This is a genomic window from Tabrizicola sp. TH137 (genome assembly GCF_002855575.1).
Taxonomy (GTDB): Bacteria; Pseudomonadota; Alphaproteobacteria; order Rhodobacterales; family Rhodobacteraceae; genus Paragemmobacter.
Genome location: NZ_PKRQ01000021.1, coordinates 1 through 17,060 on the forward strand (window position 1 = coordinate 1; position 17,060 = coordinate 17,060).

General features: G+C 64.9%; 18 protein-coding genes. 14 read left to right on the forward strand and 4 right to left on the reverse strand.

All coding sequences use genetic code 11. The features are described from left to right. Both C0V75_RS23390 and C0V75_RS22080 read left to right on the forward strand, forming a co-directional pair. Nucleotides 1-2,342, forward strand: a 2,342-nt coding sequence (locus tag C0V75_RS23390) for a phage tail tape measure protein (RefSeq protein ID WP_101923139.1), incomplete at its 5' end; no start/stop codon positions are given. Continuing rightward, entirely contained in the window at nucleotides 2,335-3,501 is a 1,167-nt protein-coding gene (locus C0V75_RS22080; RefSeq protein ID WP_101923140.1) for a hypothetical protein, read from the forward strand. The genes C0V75_RS23390 and C0V75_RS22080, both read left to right, overlap by 8 nt. Nucleotides 3,502-3,561: 60 nt before the next feature. Here C0V75_RS22080 and C0V75_RS22085 read toward each other — a convergent pair whose 3' ends face one another. After that, the gene (locus C0V75_RS22085) at nucleotides 3,562-4,062 is read right to left on the reverse strand and encodes a hypothetical protein (protein ID WP_216821508.1); all 501 of its coding nucleotides are present in this window, start codon (nucleotides 4,060-4,062) and stop codon (nucleotides 3,562-3,564) included. 199 nt (nucleotides 4,063-4,261) lie between these two features. Here C0V75_RS22085 and C0V75_RS22090 point away from each other — a divergent pair, with 199 nt between their 5' ends. From C0V75_RS22090 to C0V75_RS24240, 11 genes are all read left to right on the forward strand, one after another. Further along, nucleotides 4,262-5,122 (forward strand): phage BR0599 family protein, encoded by an 861-nt coding sequence (locus tag C0V75_RS22090; protein WP_101923141.1) that lies wholly within the window; start codon nucleotides 4,262-4,264, stop codon nucleotides 5,120-5,122. 9 nt (nucleotides 5,123-5,131) lie between these two features. Further along, nucleotides 5,132-5,380 (forward strand): hypothetical protein, encoded by a 249-nt coding sequence (locus C0V75_RS22095; protein WP_101923142.1) that lies wholly within the window; start codon nucleotides 5,132-5,134, stop codon nucleotides 5,378-5,380. Nucleotides 5,381-5,388: 8 nt separating this feature from the next. Beyond that, nucleotides 5,389-5,595, forward strand: a complete 207-nt coding sequence (locus tag C0V75_RS22100) for a hypothetical protein (RefSeq protein WP_173861119.1) — start codon at nucleotides 5,389-5,391, stop codon at nucleotides 5,593-5,595. After that, on the forward strand, nucleotides 5,585-8,719 hold the full coding sequence (locus C0V75_RS22105) for a phage tail protein (RefSeq protein ID WP_101923144.1): 3,135 nt from the start codon (nucleotides 5,585-5,587) through the stop codon (nucleotides 8,717-8,719). Before C0V75_RS22100 ends, C0V75_RS22105 begins: the two co-directional genes overlap by 11 nt. A 33-nt stretch (nucleotides 8,720-8,752) precedes the next feature. Beyond that, on the forward strand, nucleotides 8,753-9,430 hold the full coding sequence (locus C0V75_RS22110; RefSeq protein ID WP_101923145.1) for a DUF2793 domain-containing protein: 678 nt from the start codon (nucleotides 8,753-8,755) through the stop codon (nucleotides 9,428-9,430). Next, nucleotides 9,427-10,293: a hypothetical protein gene (locus C0V75_RS22115; RefSeq protein ID WP_101923146.1), complete on the forward strand. Its 867-nt coding sequence runs from the start codon at nucleotides 9,427-9,429 to the stop codon at nucleotides 10,291-10,293. Before C0V75_RS22110 ends, C0V75_RS22115 begins: the two co-directional genes overlap by 4 nt. Continuing rightward, on the forward strand, nucleotides 10,290-11,288 hold the full coding sequence (locus C0V75_RS22120) for an FscB (RefSeq protein ID WP_101923147.1): 999 nt from the start codon (nucleotides 10,290-10,292) through the stop codon (nucleotides 11,286-11,288). The genes C0V75_RS22115 and C0V75_RS22120 overlap by 4 nt, the downstream gene beginning before the upstream one ends. After that, complete coding sequence (locus C0V75_RS22125; RefSeq protein ID WP_101923148.1) at nucleotides 11,285-11,575, forward strand: DUF6127 family protein; 291 nt, start codon at nucleotides 11,285-11,287, stop codon at nucleotides 11,573-11,575. Before C0V75_RS22120 ends, C0V75_RS22125 begins: the two co-directional genes overlap by 4 nt. Nucleotides 11,576-11,657: 82 nt before the next feature. After that, nucleotides 11,658-12,332, forward strand: coding sequence for a D-Ala-D-Ala carboxypeptidase family metallohydrolase (locus tag C0V75_RS22130; RefSeq protein ID WP_101923149.1), 675 nt, complete (start codon nucleotides 11,658-11,660; stop codon nucleotides 12,330-12,332). Next, a complete protein-coding gene (locus tag C0V75_RS22135; protein ID WP_101923150.1) occupies nucleotides 12,329-12,586 on the forward strand; it encodes a hypothetical protein in 258 nt (85 codons plus the stop codon). The genes C0V75_RS22130 and C0V75_RS22135 overlap by 4 nt, the downstream gene beginning before the upstream one ends. 28 nt (nucleotides 12,587-12,614) lie before the next feature. Continuing rightward, entirely contained in the window at nucleotides 12,615-12,746 is a 132-nt protein-coding gene (locus tag C0V75_RS24240) for a hypothetical protein (RefSeq protein WP_371410718.1), read from the forward strand. A 15-nt stretch (nucleotides 12,747-12,761) separates the two neighbouring features. On the opposite strand, the gene C0V75_RS22145 is transcribed toward C0V75_RS24240, so the two are convergent. Continuing rightward, nucleotides 12,762-13,226, reverse strand: a complete 465-nt coding sequence (locus C0V75_RS22145; protein ID WP_101923152.1) for a very short patch repair endonuclease — start codon at nucleotides 13,224-13,226, stop codon at nucleotides 12,762-12,764. 67 nt (nucleotides 13,227-13,293) lie between these two features. Between C0V75_RS22145 and C0V75_RS22150 the strand changes: the two genes are divergently transcribed. Continuing rightward, nucleotides 13,294-14,835, forward strand: a complete 1,542-nt coding sequence (locus C0V75_RS22150; protein ID WP_101923153.1) for a DNA cytosine methyltransferase — start codon at nucleotides 13,294-13,296, stop codon at nucleotides 14,833-14,835. Between the two features lie 50 nt (nucleotides 14,836-14,885). On the opposite strand, the gene C0V75_RS22875 is transcribed toward C0V75_RS22150, so the two are convergent. Both C0V75_RS22875 and C0V75_RS22155 read right to left on the reverse strand, forming a co-directional pair. Beyond that, nucleotides 14,886-15,269 carry a hypothetical protein gene (locus C0V75_RS22875; protein WP_143710502.1) on the reverse strand — a complete coding sequence of 128 codons (384 nt, stop codon included), beginning with the start codon at nucleotides 15,267-15,269 and terminating at the stop codon, nucleotides 14,886-14,888. A gap of 427 nt (nucleotides 15,270-15,696) precedes the next feature. Next, a complete protein-coding gene (locus C0V75_RS22155; RefSeq protein WP_101923154.1) occupies nucleotides 15,697-16,917 on the reverse strand; it encodes an MFS transporter in 1,221 nt (406 codons plus the stop codon). Nucleotides 16,918-17,060 lie beyond the last annotated feature (143 nt).

Sequence of the window (17,060 nt, forward strand, 5' to 3'; positions counted from 1 at the left end):
GGCTCGCCGCCTTTGCGCGGCGGGCCGGGATCGCCATGGCTGCGGCTGCGTCCGCGGCCACCGCAGGCCTTGGCATCATCGTGCGCAATGCGGCCCAGAGCGCCGACCAGATCCGGCAGTTCGCGCAAGTGGCAAACGCCACACCTGAGAGCTTCCAGCGCTGGGCGGCCGGGGCTCGCACGGTCGGGGTCGAGCAGGACAAGCTGGCCGATATCCTCAAGGACGTGAACGACCGGGTCGGGGATTTCCTGCAGACCGGCGGCGGGCCGATGAAGGACTTCTTCGAACAGATCGCCCCGCGCGTGGGCGTGACGGCTGAAGAGTTCGCGCGCCTCTCGGGACCGGAAGCACTGCAGCTCTATGTGACCTCGCTGGAGAAGGCCGGGCTCAGCCAGCAGGAGATGACCTTCTATCTCGAGGCCATGGCCTCGGATGCTACACGCCTTCTGCCGCTTCTGCGCGATGGAGGGGCCGAGATGACCCGTTTCGGCGATCAGGCGCGTGCCGTTGGCGCGATCCTCGACGGCGAAGCGCTGTCCTCGCTGCGCCAGACCCAGATCGCGCTGGGCAGTCTCGGCATGGTCTTTGACGGGATCCGCAACCAGATCGCCGTCGCTGTGGCGCCTGCCGTCACCTGGCTTGCCGAGGCCTTCGTGGCGCTTGCCTCCGAAGGCGGCGCTTTGCGGACAGCCCTTGATGCGCTGGGCGAGAACCTCGGCCGTATGGCCTCCTATGCGGCAGCGTTCGTTGGAGTTATGGCGGGGCGCTGGGTGGCGGGGCTGGCAGCTGCCGCGCTCTCCGTCCGTGGTCTCGCGACCGCGCTCGTCGTCCTGCGCGGGGCGCTGATCCGCACCGGCATCGGGGCGCTGATCGTCGGCGCGGGTGAACTAATCTTCCAGTTCGGACGGTTGGTGCAAGGCACAGGCAGTGTCGGGGCCGCGCTGGGGCTCCTCGGCGATCTTGCCCGCGAGGTCTGGGACCGCATGAAGCTTGGCACGGTCGCGCTGGGTCTCTCGATCATGGCGGGCTGGGCGGAGATCAGTGCGGGCATCACCGCCGCCTTGCAGACAGGGCTCGAAGCGGTAGTGGGCTTCGCGAGCGCGACGCTGAACACCTTCCAGGGGGCGATGGAGGCGGTGAAGGTGCTCTGGTCGGCGCTGCCTGCCACCATCGGCGAGTTCGCCTATGGCGCGGCCAATGCGCTGATCGGCGGGGTCGAGGCCATGCTGAACGGCGTAGCGGCGCGGATCGACGGCTTCCTCGAAGGGATCAACGCCGGTCTCGATGTGCTGGGCATCGAGAAGCGCGTGCCGCTGATCGGCACCATCGAGCTGGGTGGGATCGAGAACCCGTTCGAGGGGGCTGCGGCCAATGCCGGTGCGGAGGCGCGTGCGGCCTTCGAGGCGGCCTTCAACAGCGATCCCATCGCGCCGCCCGATCTGGGCCTGTCGGCGGCTGCCGAGGCGGCACGGGGCGAGGCCGCACGGCTGCGCGACATGATGGGCGAAGTGGCGACGGCGGCCACCGCTCCCCTGCAATCCGTGGCGGCCCTGCGGGATGCTGTTTCGGCGTCGGGGAGCGAGGCTGCAGCTGGGCTCGAGGACGCACGCACGGCCGCGAGCGGACTCGGGACCGCCCTGCAGGGTGCCGGGGAGGCCGCAGACGCCGCTGGCAGTTCGGGGCGCGGCGCGGGCAATGCCCTGCGTGAGGGGGCAGACGCGGCAAAGAATGGCTGGGAGGCCACAGCCGAGGCGGTGCGCAAGGCGCAGGAGAAGTCGCGCGAGATTGCCCAGGGCCTCGCGCAGGACATCACCGGCCCGATCAAGGAGGCACTGACCTCGGGTGAGTTCACCTGGGAGACCTTCGCCGGGGCGATTTCTCGGATCGCGCAGAATCTCGCGACCCGGCTGATCGATCTGGCCTTCAAGCCCATCGAGAACGCCCTGATCAACGCCTTCACTGGTGGAGGTGCTGGGGGCGGCGGCGGGTTCTTCGCCAGTCTCTTCGGCTTTGCCAAGGGTGGTGTCTTTGCGGGTGGCGCGGAACTGACCGCCTTCGCGCGGGGTGGCGTCGTGAACCGGCCGACGGTGTTTCCCTTCGCCAAAGGTGTGGGGCTCATGGGCGAGGCCGGGCCGGAAGCCATCCTGCCCCTGCGTCGTGGCAAAGGCGGCAGGCTTGGCGTCGAGATGAATGGCGATGGCGCGGCCGCGGGGTCCTCCATGTCGACGCGCATCATCAACGTACTCGACCCATCTGTCGTCGGGGACTATCTCGCCACGCCCTCGGGCGAGCGGGCCATCCTGAACGTGATCCGCCGCAACCGGGGTGCCATCAATGCCTGAACCGGACGACCGGCCGCCGCTCTGGCCCTTTCCGGCGGCGCAGGAGATCACCGAGCTTCTGGAATGGCGCACCGATGTGCTGCAGTCCGAGGCAGGCGAGCAGCGAATCGCGCTCCGGTCCACCCCGCGGGAGATCGTCACCTTCCAGCATCGCTGCGATGCGCTGGGCATGGCACGGGCGGCGGAGCTGGCGCGGGCGGGGTTTGTCGGGGAATGGCGGGTGCCGCTTTGGCACATTGCGGTGCAGCCGAATGTAGATCTGGCGCAGGGGGCGACCGAGATTGCCGTCGACACCGGCGTGGCGGATTTCCGGGCGGGGGACGCGGTGGCCATCGCCGTGGACGGGCGTGAGGCATCCGTCACGGAGATCGCAGTCGTCGAGACGGATCGGCTGATCCTGGTGGAACCACTGGCCGCACAGCTACCCGCAGCAACCGTGGCTGCGACGCGCATCGCCGTTGCACCCGTCCGTTTCGGCGTACTGTCTGCCCCCGTCGAGCTCGCACGTCGCCGCCAGAATGACGGCATGGTCACGGCCACCTTCCTGCTGCGCGATGCTCCTGATTTGTCCGCACCGGTCATGCCAACCTATCTCGGCCGTCCGGTCCAGACCGACCCGAGCCTGACCCGTTCGCCGATCACCGCCAGCCTGCGTCGCGCCGTGGAATACGTCGACAACGGCTTCGGGCCGGTCGTGGTCGAACCGCTGCGCGATCTGTTCGAGCGCAGTGAGGCGTTTACCCTGAAGGCGCAGGGCGCGGCGGAACGTTGGGCCTTGCGCCGCTGGCTCTGGTCTCTGCGTGGGCGGCAGGCAAGTTTCTGGCTGCCGACCTTTGGGCGGGAGCTGCAGCTGCGGACAGCAATGACGTCAGGATCCACGCTGATGCGCGTCGTGCCCGTTGCGGAACTGGCGGGTTATGTCGGGCGCGCGATCCTGCTTGAGATGCCGAGCGGGTTGCGGTTCCGGACGATCACCGCGGCTGTGGCGGATGGTGCGGATCATCGGCTGACGCTGTCCTCCAGCCTCGGCGAGCCGGTGGCCATCGGGATCAAGGTGCATTTCCTGACGCTGGTGCGGTTGGACGCGGATCGGATCGAGATCCGGCACGGGCCTGTGGCTAGCGAGGTGACCATGCCGGTCGTCGAGATCAAGGAATAGCGTAGGCTTGGGTTGCCATGCGGTCGCTGCACTTGCGAGGAAGTCGAGATGAAAACTGCCTCACGCCTTCTGTTCCCGTCCCCATGCCCAGCACTCTTCTTGGCACGAGCGATGAAATGCGCGGTCATCAGTGAAGTCGTACCCCAGTCGCCGCGCTCCATTGGCAAAACCGGAAAGAGCGGTGGGGTCAAGGTCGCCAACAAGGAGGTTCGGCTTGTTCACACAGATAGCGGGTAACATCGGCAGTCCGCGGGAATGGCAAAGATCCAGAAGCCGGTCCAGATGGCCATTGGGCCCGTTCATCTGGTGACGGGCGACACTCCATTCAACTCCGCTTGCCTCGGCAATCTGACCGTAAGAGGTACAGGTCTGCTTGATCGCGGCGTCTCGCAGTAGCCCGATTGACTTGTTGAAATCGAGACGCCCCTTGGCTTGTGCACGCCGCGCACGTTCTTCCAGAAGTAGCGGATAGATCGGACGATCCCGCGCATTCTGATCTTCGTGGTTCTTGATGAGCGCGTTGATCTGGGCGTCCGTTTTTGTGCTCAGGTCAATGTTCATCGTCATTCCTGCTAATGTTATCCCGATCAGCCAAACTGCGCCGTTACTTCAGCCAAGCCTATGGTTTGCCAAGCCTTTGCTCAAGCCAAAGGAAAGGCACTGTCGAACATCTGTCTTCGCCCCTTCCCAAGCGCGGGCCTCGTGCAGCGCAATGGCCGCGGGGCATGCGGTATCTCGAGCTGCAATCGGTTCATCCAAAATGACCTACGCCACCATCGAGGCCTCCCCTGTCGAGGGCCGCCCTTACTACCTCTACCAGTTCGTCGAGGGTGATCAGGTCTGGCGCTTCACCAGCCGGACCACGGATTGGACCAGTGCAGGCAGCGAGGGCGACACAATCAGCTGGGAAGCCGCCGCCATCTCCCATGGTGATGTCGTGCAGACCAGCGAGATCGAACGCGGGAGGCTGGAACTGACCTGGCCTCTGTCGCATCCTTTCGCACGCCGCTTCATTGCCCCCTTGGGAAATACGCCCGTGACGCTGACCATCTTCCGTGGCCATGAGCAGGTTTTGGGCGAGACCGTCGCGTATTGGAAGGGCCGTGTGGTTGGGGCCGAGATCGAGGGCGTGCGAATCCTGCTGAACTGCGAGTCCGTCTTCAGCACCCTGCGCCGGGCCGGGGTGCGCGCAAAGTACCAGCGCCTTTGCCGCCACGCGCTCTATGGCCGAGGTTGCGGGCTCGATATCGGGTTCCATTGGCAGACCGGCACCGTGACGGCCGTCGCGGGTAATGCCCTGACCATTCCCGAGGCGGCGGGCCAGCCCGATGGCTGGTTTCGCGGAGGGGTGCTGAGGTTCGGGGTCCAACTTGGGTTCGTCATCGGTCATCTTGGAACGACCCTGACCCTGTCCCGGCCGATACCCGAGGTTTCGGCGGCGCTGGCCGCTCCCGAGGTCGATCCTGAGACCGGCGACCCTTTGCCCGTAGTCGCTGATATCGCGCCCGGTTGCGACCTGCGTGCGGCCACCTGTGCTGCCAAGTTCGGCAACCTCGCGAACTTCGGCGGCTTCCCCGAGATCCCCGGCCGCAACCCGTTTGGCGGCAGTTCAATCGTCTGAGCATCCATCATGGTCTGGACCTTCATCGCGCGGCTCGTTCTCGGGCTCGTGCTCTCTGCGATTTCCTATGCTCTGAGCCCGCGGCCCAAGGTCGAGAAGCCCCAGGCCGCGGGGCTCGACGATTTCACGCTGCCCACGGCTGAAGAAGGCCGACCGATCCCGGTAGTCTTCGGCACCGTGCTCATCACCGGCCCGAATGTCGTCTGGGCCGGGGACCTGAGGGTTGATCCGATCCAGAAGAAAGGCGGCAAGAAGTGACCCGCGTGATGATCCAGGACCTGCGCGCGGCGCGCTACTGCCTTGCAGGCGTGCGGCCATGGTTTCTGCGGCATGGGCTGGACTGGCAGGCGTTTCTCGACGGCGGCATCGACGTCGAGACGCTCCGCGCCACGGGCGACGCCTTGGTGGAACCGGTGATCCTGCAGGCTGAAGCACGTGCGTCGATGATGCCGGAGGCCAGCGTTGGGCGGTAGGAGCAAGGCCCAGACTGTCGGCTATCGCTACTCGCTGGGCGTGCATCTTGCGCTCTGCCATGGGCCGGTCGACGCCATCCGCGAGATCCTCGTCGACCGCCGCACCGCCTGGTCCGTCACGACCGGCGGGGGATCTTCGGGAGGCGGGGGCGCAGCGGTCGAGACCCGCATTGGCACCGTCACGGGTATGGCCGCCACCGCGGCACTTGCGGGCGACAGCGGCGCTACCCTCAGCTTTCCCGGCACGCAGGCTGGCGTCCGCATCGGACGCGATTACCGCCTGGCCCTCGCCAACGGGTCGAGCCAGACGATCACCCTGCAGGCCGTCACCTTCGATGCCGCGACCAACATCACGCGCTGGACGGTCCTGCCTGAGGCGCTGAGCTTCGCCGCCCAGACCGTCGAGGTGTTCGAGGCCACGACCGGCGCCAGCAATACCGGCGCGGGTGGCGGCCGCATCCGGATCGACAAACCCGACCTTTTCGGTGGCGAAAGCCGGGAGGGTGGTATCCGCGGCGATGTCGATGTGCTGATGGGCGGACCGGGCCAGGGGCCGAACGACTACCTCACCGCGCGCATGGGCGGGGATGTGCCTGCTTACCGTGGCCTCTGCAGCCTTGTCCTGCGACAGGTCTATCTTGGCATCAACCCGTATCTCAAGCCATGGGCTGTGCGCGTCACCCGCGTGCTGACTGGCGAGGCAGGCGCGGCACAATGGTATCCCGAGAAGGCCGCCATCGTCCCGGAGGCCAACATCTCGGATGCGGCGATCTACATCGCCCTCGACGTTTCGGGCTCCATGTCGGGAACCCGCATGTCGGCACAGAAAGCAGGCGTCGCGGCGCTGATCCGCGAGATTGCCGCAGGCGTGGATCCCGACCGACCCAACGACATCCGGATCGTCCTCTGGAACGCGGCAGTCGCCGGATCGATCGAGCGGCGCAACATGGGGCCTGCGGACTATGCCGCGCTCGAGGCCTGGATGCTCGGGATCTCCAACTTCACCAACGGTGGCACCAGCTTCAACGCGGCCTTTGCCGAGGCAAATGCCTTCTTCGCGGGTGGTGGGTCCAAGCGCCGGATCGTCATCTTCGTGACCGATGGTGAGCCATCGCCCGTCTCCTCGGTCGATGCGGCCCTCGCTATCATCCGCACCCTGCCGCCTGCCGATATCTTCGGCTTCAACATCTCGCTCGCGAACACGTCCTACACGGCCCAGATCGACAACACCCCCGTCGATGGCGTGCCAGTGATTCCGCCCGGCAATCCGCAAGCGCTGGTCGCCTCCCTGCGCGGCGCCTTCGGCAACGGCCCGGACATGAACCCGGCTCATATCATCCGGGAATGCCTCACCAACCGGGATTGGGGACTGGGCTATTCCTCGGTCGAGATCGGCGCGAGTTTCACGGCGGCGGCGGATGCGCTCTATACAGAGGGCTTCGGCCTCTCGCTGATCTGGCAGCAGGACTCCTCCATCGAGGAGTTCATCGCCAGCGTCCTCGACCATATCGACGCCACGCTCTTCATCGACCGGCGCACGGGGCTGTGGGAGTTGAAGCTGATCCGGGCAGATTACACCGCAGCAACGCTGCCCTTGTTCGACGAGACCAATGTGGTGGATTGGGGCCGTCTTGGTCGCCGATCCCCGTCCGATCTCGTGAACTCAGTGACAGTACGTTTCACCGATGCCTGGACCGACGACACCGGAGCGGTTTCTGTGACCGACACGGCCCGCGTCCAGTCCATGGGCGAGGTGCTGGCGACCACGCTCGACTATCCCGGCATCCGCTATCAGGGGCTCGCCGTCCGGGTCGCCGAACGCGACCTGCGCGCTCTATCCGCCCCGCTCCTGACTGGCGAGATCGTCGTCAACCGCGAAGGCGCCGATCTCGGACCCGGCGATGTGATCCGGCTGCGCTCGACACGTCTGGGGCTTGCCGATGTGGTGATGCGGATTTCCGAGATCGGACAGGGCGATGGTCGCGACAACGGCATCCGGCTGAAGATCGCCGAGGACGTCTTCGCGCTGGGCACCACCGCCATCGCGGGCGGACGGATGCCGACCGGCACCGGTGTGGCCGCCCCGCCGCGGGCACTCGCGCGCCGCATGGTCGAGGAAGCCCCGTACTGGCTTCTCGTCCGCGAGCTTGGCCACAGTGAGGCCGACCGGCGCCTTGCCGAGGATCCGGATGCAGGCGCGCTGGTCGCCACCGGCGAACGCCCCAGCGCTGATGCGTTGGCGGCCCAGCTCTGGATCGATCCCGGCACCGGCCCCGCGCAGGAGGGCGTGGTTGCTTTCGCCCCGACCGCACTGCTGGCCTCGGACCTGACCGACAGCCCGGAAGCGTGCGTGATCCCGGTCACCGGCTGGCGTGATATCGGCGAGGTCGAGATCGGAACGCTCGCCAGCATCGATGGCGAACTGGTCCGCGTGGATGGGATCACGCCCACCAGCATCACAGTTGGACGTGGATGCCTCGATACCGTCCCGCGCGCGCATCCCTCGGGCACGTCGGTCATTTTCTTCGATGGGGTCGCGCGGATCACCGAGGACAGCTGGGCGGCGGGCGAGACGCTGGCCGCCCGCCTCCTGCCCGAGACCGGGCGCGGCACGCTGGCATTTGCGCTGGCACCGGAAGATGCCGTGACGCTGGACCGTCGTGCGATCCGGCCGCTGCCGCCCGGGCGTGTACAAGGTAACGGCAGCTTCGCCCCGAATGTCGATGCGCTCGTCATTGGCAGTCTTGCCCTGACCTGGACCCATCGGGACCGGCTGACGCAGACCAGTCCCGTGATCGTCGATCACACCGGCGCCTCCATCGGGCCGGAACCGGGGGTCAGCTACATCATCGAGGTGCGCTGGGTAGACCCGGACACGGGTGTAGCCATCCTGCCTGCGGGCGTGGTGATTGATGCGGGCAGTGCCGCCAGCTGGACCCTCGCGCCTGAGGCCATCCCGGAACTCGGCGCCCCGGATCGGACGGCTGAGATCGAACTGGCCGTCCGCTCGCGGCGTCTGGTCGAGGGAAGCTGGGTCACGGATCGCGAAGCGCGCTGGTTTCGGCTGACGGCACCCTTCGCCGCCGGATGGGATCGCGGTTGGGGTTTCCTCTGGGGCACCTGACCCCGGAATTCACGATAACGAGCGAGGACGAGCATGCCGGAACGGATCATGCCGGGATTGGGGCTGCGCGCCTTCTACGATCCCGGCCAGCGGAACTGGGGCACCAGTCTTAGCGAAGACCTGCGACGCCTGTCTGCGCTGGTACAGCCGCGTGCCACGTCACGGACTGCAGCACTTCCTGCCACCGGCACCGCGGGCCAGGTCGCCATCGTGCCCGCCGCAGACGGGGTCAACGCCAATGCGCTGGCGCTCTGGGACCAGTCACCCGCCGGAGCCGCGGCATGGGTCTATCTCACCCCGCAGGAGGGCTGGCAGGTCTGGATCGTCGATGAGGCGCGGCATGTGCGTTTCGCGGCCGGATCATGGGTCGAGGTGCCGCGACCAGGCATCGTGCGCATCCGGACCCTGACCGCCACCAGCCATACGCTGGGAGCCGTCGATCTCGGTAGCATCATTGAGACCACCGGTTCCTCAGCTGTCACAGTGACCATTCCCCCAGAGGCGACCGTTCCCTTCGAGTTCGGCGCGCTGATCAACGTGACGCAGGTTGGCGCCGGGGTCGCGACAGTGACGGCTGCGGCAGGGGTATCGCTTAATGGCGTGGTGGGCGGTTCCGTTGCCCTCGACGGCCAATGGTCAGGGGCGGCCCTCGTGAAACGCGGCGCCGATGCCTGGATCATCCAGGGTGCCCTGGCAGGAGCCGTCGCATGAGCCTTCTGATGATGCGCGGCGCCATCCTTGCCCAAGGCGGCGATGCCGCACCACCGGTCGATATCGGCGCAGTCTGGCAGCTGGACACCACTCGCCGCCCTTCGGGTTATACCCTGTCGAACGGCAATCAGACCGCCGTCAACACCTCGGGCGGCACGAACTACCTGCGCTGGGTGCCGACCGCCAAGGCGATCCTGCCCACGGATGGGCGGCGCTATTGGGAAGTCCTTTGCGCCCCGGGTGCCGCAACCTTCGACGGCTACATAGGCGTCGTCGCGGCCGCACAGCGTGAGGAGTTCAATGCAGGCCTCAACCCCATCACGCTGGGCTCGATCGGCTGGCGTGGCACAGGGGCGCTCTGGTCCTCGGCAACTACAACGGCCCAACAAAGCCTGACTGGTCTGCCGACCTTCGGCGCGAATGATGTGCTGATGTTCGTCCTCGATCCGGCCCTCGGCCGCCTCTGGATCGGGAAGAACGGAGTCTGGCGCGACGATCCGGTGAGCGGCGCCGCGACCTGGACCGCAGGCGGAAGCTCGGCCTTCTATCCGCAAATCCAGGGGCGCAATCTAGGCGATGGCGGCACGCTTCGCTCGCTCCCCTCTCAGTTCAGCTACCCCGTGCCTCCCGGCGTGACGGCGCTTGGTTACCTCGATCCCGACCTCCGCATCTTCGACGCCGCAGCCTTCCTCGAGATCGGCTGGGATCGAGGCCTCAGCGTAGCGGGAGCCTCCCTCTGGATCAGCCGGGGTGGCGGGGCACATCTCACCGCCGCAGATACCGCGTTTTTCATCGAGCACGGTGGGGGCCGCGGGGCCACCTGGACCCAAGCTAACCTCTACATCGAAGTGGAACTGCCATGAGCTACATCCTGCATCTCGGCCACCAGCCGACCGACGTCTCGGGCATCTCCGGACTCTTGAACACGACCGCCATCGGGTTCGACGCCAACCTCGACGTGAACGGCATCCGTTTTAGTGGATCGCGCAGTTTCGCGATGCCGTTTTCCCTCGGATTTGCGGCACCCTCTGGCGATCTCTGGCTGGGGTTTCGGTATGTTCCGCCGAGCGGGGAAGCCGACCTCATCACCGAAGGCAATGCAGGGTTCGTCGATTTCTACGACGCGAACTTCGTCCGGATCGCGCATATCCAGCCTCTCACCAGCACCCGCCGCCATCATGCTATCGCCCGTGGCGACACGGTCGTTCAGGGCAACTCGAGCTACAGCCCGCCGAATGGCCAGCCGCAATGGATCGACGTCCGCGTGGCGGTGGGGGCCAGCATCATCATCGACTTCTACGTCGACGGCGTTCTCCAGAGCACGGCTACAGCCGCCAACTCCCAAGGCAAGGGCAAGCCGGTCCAGATCGTGTTCCCGAATGTCGGACTTCACGGCTCTGCCAGCAGCCGCACCTGGTACTATGCGCATTTCGCGGTGCTGGACGGGGTATCGACTATCGGGCGGCGCTTCGTGCGGCGTACCCCCAACGCCATCGCGACCCTCAGCCAGATGGTGGGCAGCATCGACGCGCTGAAGGACGAGGATGTCGGCACACGCGTGTCCAGCAACACGGCCGGGCAGCGGCTATCCTTCTCGCTGACCGGGCCGACCGGGCCTGCGGCTGTCGCAGCCATCGCGGGCGTGCATGTGAAGCAGATCGCACAGGCGGGGACAGTGGGGCCGCAGATGGTCGCGGGTTTCCTGCGCATAGGTGGGGTCAACCATGATGCGGCCCCGGTAACCGTGCCGTCTCTTGCGCCGAGGTCGGTCTATTCCACATGGGCGCTGAACCCCACGGACAGCAGCGCCTGGACATCGGTCACGGTGCCTGCCGAAGTCGGGATCCTTTCCGCATGAGCCCGCGCCGTTCCGGAGATGGCCATGTCCGCATGCCGGATGCCGAGTTCGAGGAACTCCTCGCGCGGGCGGCAGAAGAGGGGGCGAAGCGGGCGCTGGCCGACGCAGGGCTCGACGGCAAGGAAGCTGCCCTCGACATCCGCGATCTCCGTGCGCTGCTCGATGCCATCCGCTTCGTGCGCCGCACTGCCGTCCAGAGCGCGGTCCACCTGATCACCACCGGCGTGATCCTGGCGCTGCTCGCAGGCATCGCGATCAAGCTGAAGATCTTTGGCAGCGCACCCTGACGGGGAGGCACTGCTGATTTCATCATCAAAATCACCACCTCGCCCGCCCCCAAGGCGGGTTTTTCCATTTGGAGGATCCACCATGCCGACCCTGTCTTTCCCCACCTGGCGCGACGTTCCCGAGAAGGCGTGGCGCTGGTCCAGCTTTTCGCCCGCGGAGATCGCCTGCCGCGGCACCGGCGCGATCAAGATCAACACCGAGGCGATGGACAAGCTGCAGGAGCTGCGCGACCGCCTCGGCAAACCGCTGATCGTCCGATCCGCCTATCGCAGCCCCGAGCACAACCACGCTGTCGGCGGGGCCCCGGCCTCGAAACACATGCAAGGCACCGCCTTTGACATCGCCATGGCGAACCACGATCCTGCGGCCTTCGAGGCAGCGGCGCGATCGGTCGGGTTCCTCGGCTTCGGATACTATCCCCGCTCGGGCTTCATGCACATCGACCTCGGGCCCGCCCGGTCCTGGGGCGATCCTTTCCCAGTGCGGCCGGTGCCGTTTGCACCGGAACTGCCGCCTGCGCGCGAGGTTCTGTCGGAAAGTCGCACGCTGCGCGGTGGTGGGGCGGCTGGAGTGGCGACGCTGGGCGCGGCGGGCGTAGAGGTGGCGCAGAGCGTCCTCGCCGAGACTCAGACCGCGATCCTGCCGCTCGTGCCGTATCTTGATACGTTGCGCTGGGTGTTCATTGCCGTCGCTCTCGGCGGCATCGCGGTGACGATCTACGCCAGGCTCGATGACTGGAAGCGGGGGCGGCGATGATCGGTGGGCTCCTCACCGTGATCGCCACAAGCCCATGGATACGGGCGGCGCTGCGCCACGGCGCCATCATCCTCGCCGTGCTCCTGTTCCTGTTTTCGCTTCGGCGGTCTGGCGAGCGCGCGGGAAGCCTCGCCGATCGTCTTGAAACCGCGGAGAAGGCCAATGATGTCCAACGCCGGATGCTGGAAGCGGCGGCTCGCCGTCCCCGCGATCGCGACGATCTCGCTGACAGGCTGCGCGGCGGTGAGTTCTGAGGACAGCAGGCTCGCGACGTGCCCGCCCGTGGTCGAGTATGGCCGGGAGCTCCGGGCGCGGGCGGCCGAGGAACTGGCTGGGCTGCCGGAGGGATCGGTGATCGTGGAAATGCTGAGCGATTACGCCGTCATGCGCGACCAGGCGCGGGCCTGTGAATAGCGTAGCGTGCTCCGCTCAGGATCGACGTGCGTTGTTGTCGCCAATCTCGATCTGAAGTTCTTCTGTTCGCAGCCAGATCGACAGGCTTTCCGTCGAGGCTGCCACCTGTTCCGGCTTCCGCAGGGCGCACTCCCATACCGTCGCCACGCGCCACCCTTCTTCGAGGAGGCTTGTGCGAACGGCGCTGTCTCGAGCGGCATTCGCATCGAACTTCGCCCGCCAGAACTCTGGCCGGGTTGCCGGTACGGTCGCGTAGCGGCACCCCTCGTGTCGGTGCCAGAAGCAGCCGTGCACGAAGACCACGGCGCGGTGCTTCGGAAGGACAAGGTCCGGTCGACCGTGAACCTTGCCGGAATGAAGCCGGAAGCGGAAACCGCGCGCGTGCAATGCCCGCCTGAGAGCCAGCTCGGGCCTAGTGTTCTTTCCCCTGATCCCCGACATCATCCGGGAACGGGTCTCCTGATCCACGATATCGGTCACATCCGTCCTGGTTTTCGTCCCTGAACCTAGTATACACCGGCTGAATGAAATTCGTCAGGAGCCTGATTTGCCTTCCACTTTCGCCATTGTCGATCTGTTTGCCGGCCCGGGCGGACTTGGCGAGGGGTTCGCTTCCCTGGTCGAGGACGGCCATGCGCCGTTCCGGATCGGCATTTCGGTCGAGAAGGAGGCGTCGGCTCATCGGACCCTGACGCTGCGCGCCTTTCTGCGCGAGTACCGTGCACGTCATGGCGTCTTGCCGAAAGAGTTCATCGATTTCCATGCCGGGCTGGCATCCGAACCGGACTGGTCAGCCGTCGATGCCGAAGCGTGGCAGCATGCCATCGACGAAGCTCGCGCGCTTGAGCTCGGCACCGGGGCCGCGGCGACCGCCATAGATCGTGCCATCGCGACGCTGAAGGCAAAGTACGACGACACGATCCTGATCGGCGGCCCTCCCTGTCAGGCCTATTCCCTGGTGGGGCGCGTCCGCTCCAGAGGCAAGGTCGGCTACGTCCCGGAGGAGGATGCGCGGCACTACCTCTTTCGCGAATACATCCGGGTCCTCGACAAGCTTCGCCCCGCCGCCTTCGTGATGGAAAACGTCAAGGGCATGCTCTCGTCCACGGTCGAGAGCCGACTGGTTTTCGAGATGCTGATGGAGGATCTGTCGTCGCTCGGCACGGGTCACGCCCATCACTACGAACTTCGTTGCGTCCGGGTAGAGGATGGCAAGGCCAGCCTGCAGGCGGCCGCACAGCCCTCGGACTTTATCGTGCGCGCCGAGGCGTTCGGAGTCCCACAGCGTCGCCACAGGGTGATCATTATCGGCATCCGTTCGGACCTCGCAGGACGGGCCGCCGATGCGGAGATCGCTGTATCCGGGATGGCGCGGACTGTCCGCGATGTCATCGAAACGATGCCCGCCTTGCGAAGCGGCATCAGCCGCGGGCGCGACGATGCGGCTGCCTGGCGAGGAGAAGTCCTCGACGCCGCCAAGCTGCTGGCCGGCATCTCCAAGGGGAAGGAGAAACGTGCGCTCCGTGAAGCGTTCCTGACCGTTTCGGAGCGAGTGAAGGAAAACACGCCTACCGTTCGGGTAGCGACACGTTTGCCGGATGGCTATGGCACTTCGAACGATGCGTTGCTCAAGTGGATCGAACGACCAGAACTCCGCGCGATCGCCCAGCACGAGACGCGCGGGCACATGGCGTCGGATCTGGGCCGTTACCTGTTTGCTGCCGTGTTCGGGGCCGTCTTTGGTTACAGCCCGAAGGCTGCCGATTTTCCTCTGGTGCTCAGCCCCGATCACCGCAACTGGCACAGCGGTGTCTTCAATGACCGCTTCCGGGTTCAACTGGCGGACGAGGCATCGACCACGGTCACGAGCCACATCTCGAAGGATGGTCATTACTTCATCCATCCCGATCCTGCGCAGTGCCGCAGCTTGACGGTGCGTGAAGCTGCACGTCTGCAGACATTCCCTGACGACTACCTGTTCATCGGCAACCGGACCCAGCAGTACGTTCAGGTTGGGAACGCCGTGCCGCCGTTCCTAGCAAAAAAGCTGGCTTCCCTACTAGCTTCGGCATTGGATGTTACTACTTGAGGCCTTTCCGCCACCCAAGCGATCAAACGAGAAGAATTGCCGACAACGTGTTACTCTATCGAGACATCAAGACTTATGCCGATCAATTCTCCGATGCTCCTGAGGATCGCCCTTTTGTCCTCGGCGTTGAAATGCGTGATCAAGTGCAGATTGCCAATTTGCGCTGAAGAGTACTTCTCTGATTTCGTCGTGGAAACAAGCGGAAGTCCATACCTCTCCAAACCGAGATCTTTAATCTTCTCGACGCCAATCTTTGCAATACATAGCGCAAAAGTCTCACTTGAAGAACCTTCACATATCGTTGTTCCATCATCAAAAGTCACCACAAGCTTCTTTGGTGCAGACCTCTTGTGGCCCGGGGTGGGTGGCAATTTTTCTGTTGATGGAGATCTTCCGCTGGAGTGTGCCGGGTCCAAGATGGAAGTCCACTCCATCTGAAGTGCCCGCAATTTTTCAAAAAATCTGGAAAGAACCTTCCCTTGCTCTGCTTTCTCACTCGGATATACCAAGTTTCTCACATAGTTCCGTATTTGTGCCGCAAACACCGTGTGGTGGTCATCGATGCGATGGAAGCTGCGGTGCGTCTTGCGGTGGCTGCAATTGGCGTCAGTACCCCGCAAAAGCGGCGGCAAATGGGGTCACATCAAACAATCCCGCAATAGGCAGAACAGGCAGCAGTTGCACCGACGGCCATGTTCAATGCCCGGATGTCAGCGGCAGGGCTTTGCCACCCCTGTCGCAATGACCTGCATGGGATTCTGCTGACAGGGGTCTTGATCCGGCAGGGCAGGCTTTGACTGTGCCCACATATCTTGTCCCGCGTTTGGCAAAGGGCTTTACGCACGCCATGGCGTTTTGCGCCTAACGGGCGCCTTGGGCAAGATTTCTGGCTTCAGGGCGGGCACGCAGAGTCAGCATTGCCCATGCTCCAACCAGCGGCCCCGGCAGCAAAAAGAGAAAGGCCCATTGCCAACCGCCGATCAGCTCTGCAAAGAGAGGAAGGCCCCAGATGGCCAGCACGGTCAGCGCAAATCCGATCCCCATCTGCAATGTCAGGGCGGTGCCAACAAATGCGCTGTCGGCCAGTTCTGTCACCGCTGCTGAAAACTGGGCGCTGTCACCGACCACCGAAATTCCCCAGACAACAGCCAAAAGCCCGAGGATGAACGTGGGGCCATCAAAGAACAGCCCGATCAGGGCTGCACAACCCGCCGACACCAGCATCATCCCTGCGCAGGTCAGGCAGCGCCCTATGCGATCGGACAGCCAGCCACCCAACAAGCACCCCAGGACACCTGATGCGATGACAATAAAGCTGAACATGGACGCTGATCCAAAAGGAAAGGTATTCAGACCCGCCTCGGCCGCAGTGGCAAAGGTCACAATCCACGCCCACATGGCATAGAGTTCCCACATATGCCCGAAATAACCGATATTGGCCAGAAGCAGCGGCCTGTTGGAAAAGACTGCCAACGCTTTGCGTGGGTCGAAGCTGGCCTTGCCAAAAGGATGAGGGCCTTCATGTAACAGGGTCGCGAACATCAGGGCTGCGACCAGAGCCGAGATCGATGTTGCCCAGACCACCGCACGCCAGTCCAGCCCACTGGTCATTGCGCGCACCAGATGCGGCATGGATGACCCCAGCGTCAGCGCGCCAATCAGGAAGCCCAGTGCAAGTCCACGCCCCTGTACGAACCATGTTGCCATCAACTTGAGGGCGGGCGGGTAAACCCCCGCCAGAGCCATGCCGGTCAGAAAGCGTAGGGCAATCGCACCCTCTGGCCCCAAAAAGGGCAGTGCTGCATTGGCCAGTGCAGCCAGCACCGCTGATGCAGTCATCAGCCGGTGCATGGAGATAATGTCGGGCAGGTTGACAAGCGATGCGCCGATTGCCCCCACGACGAAACCGACCTGCACAGCATTGGTCATCCATGCCGCCTGTGACGCTGACAGATTCCATTCTACGATCAATGCGGGCATGATCGCGGTTGCCGAAAACCATGTTGCAAGCACGCCGACAACACCGGTGCAGATGATTGCCAGTATCCGCCAACGCAAGACGGCCTGTGGCGCGGTGGTCATGTCAAAGCCCTTTCAGCTGCATCCGGTAAATCTCGCCCCTCTTTCACCGACATTCCCCAAGTGGCCTGCCGCTTGACTTCAAGATCGCCTGATTTTGCTCGCTGGGCAAGCGTTCTTCGCCCCGAGCGGTGTCTGTCGTCGCG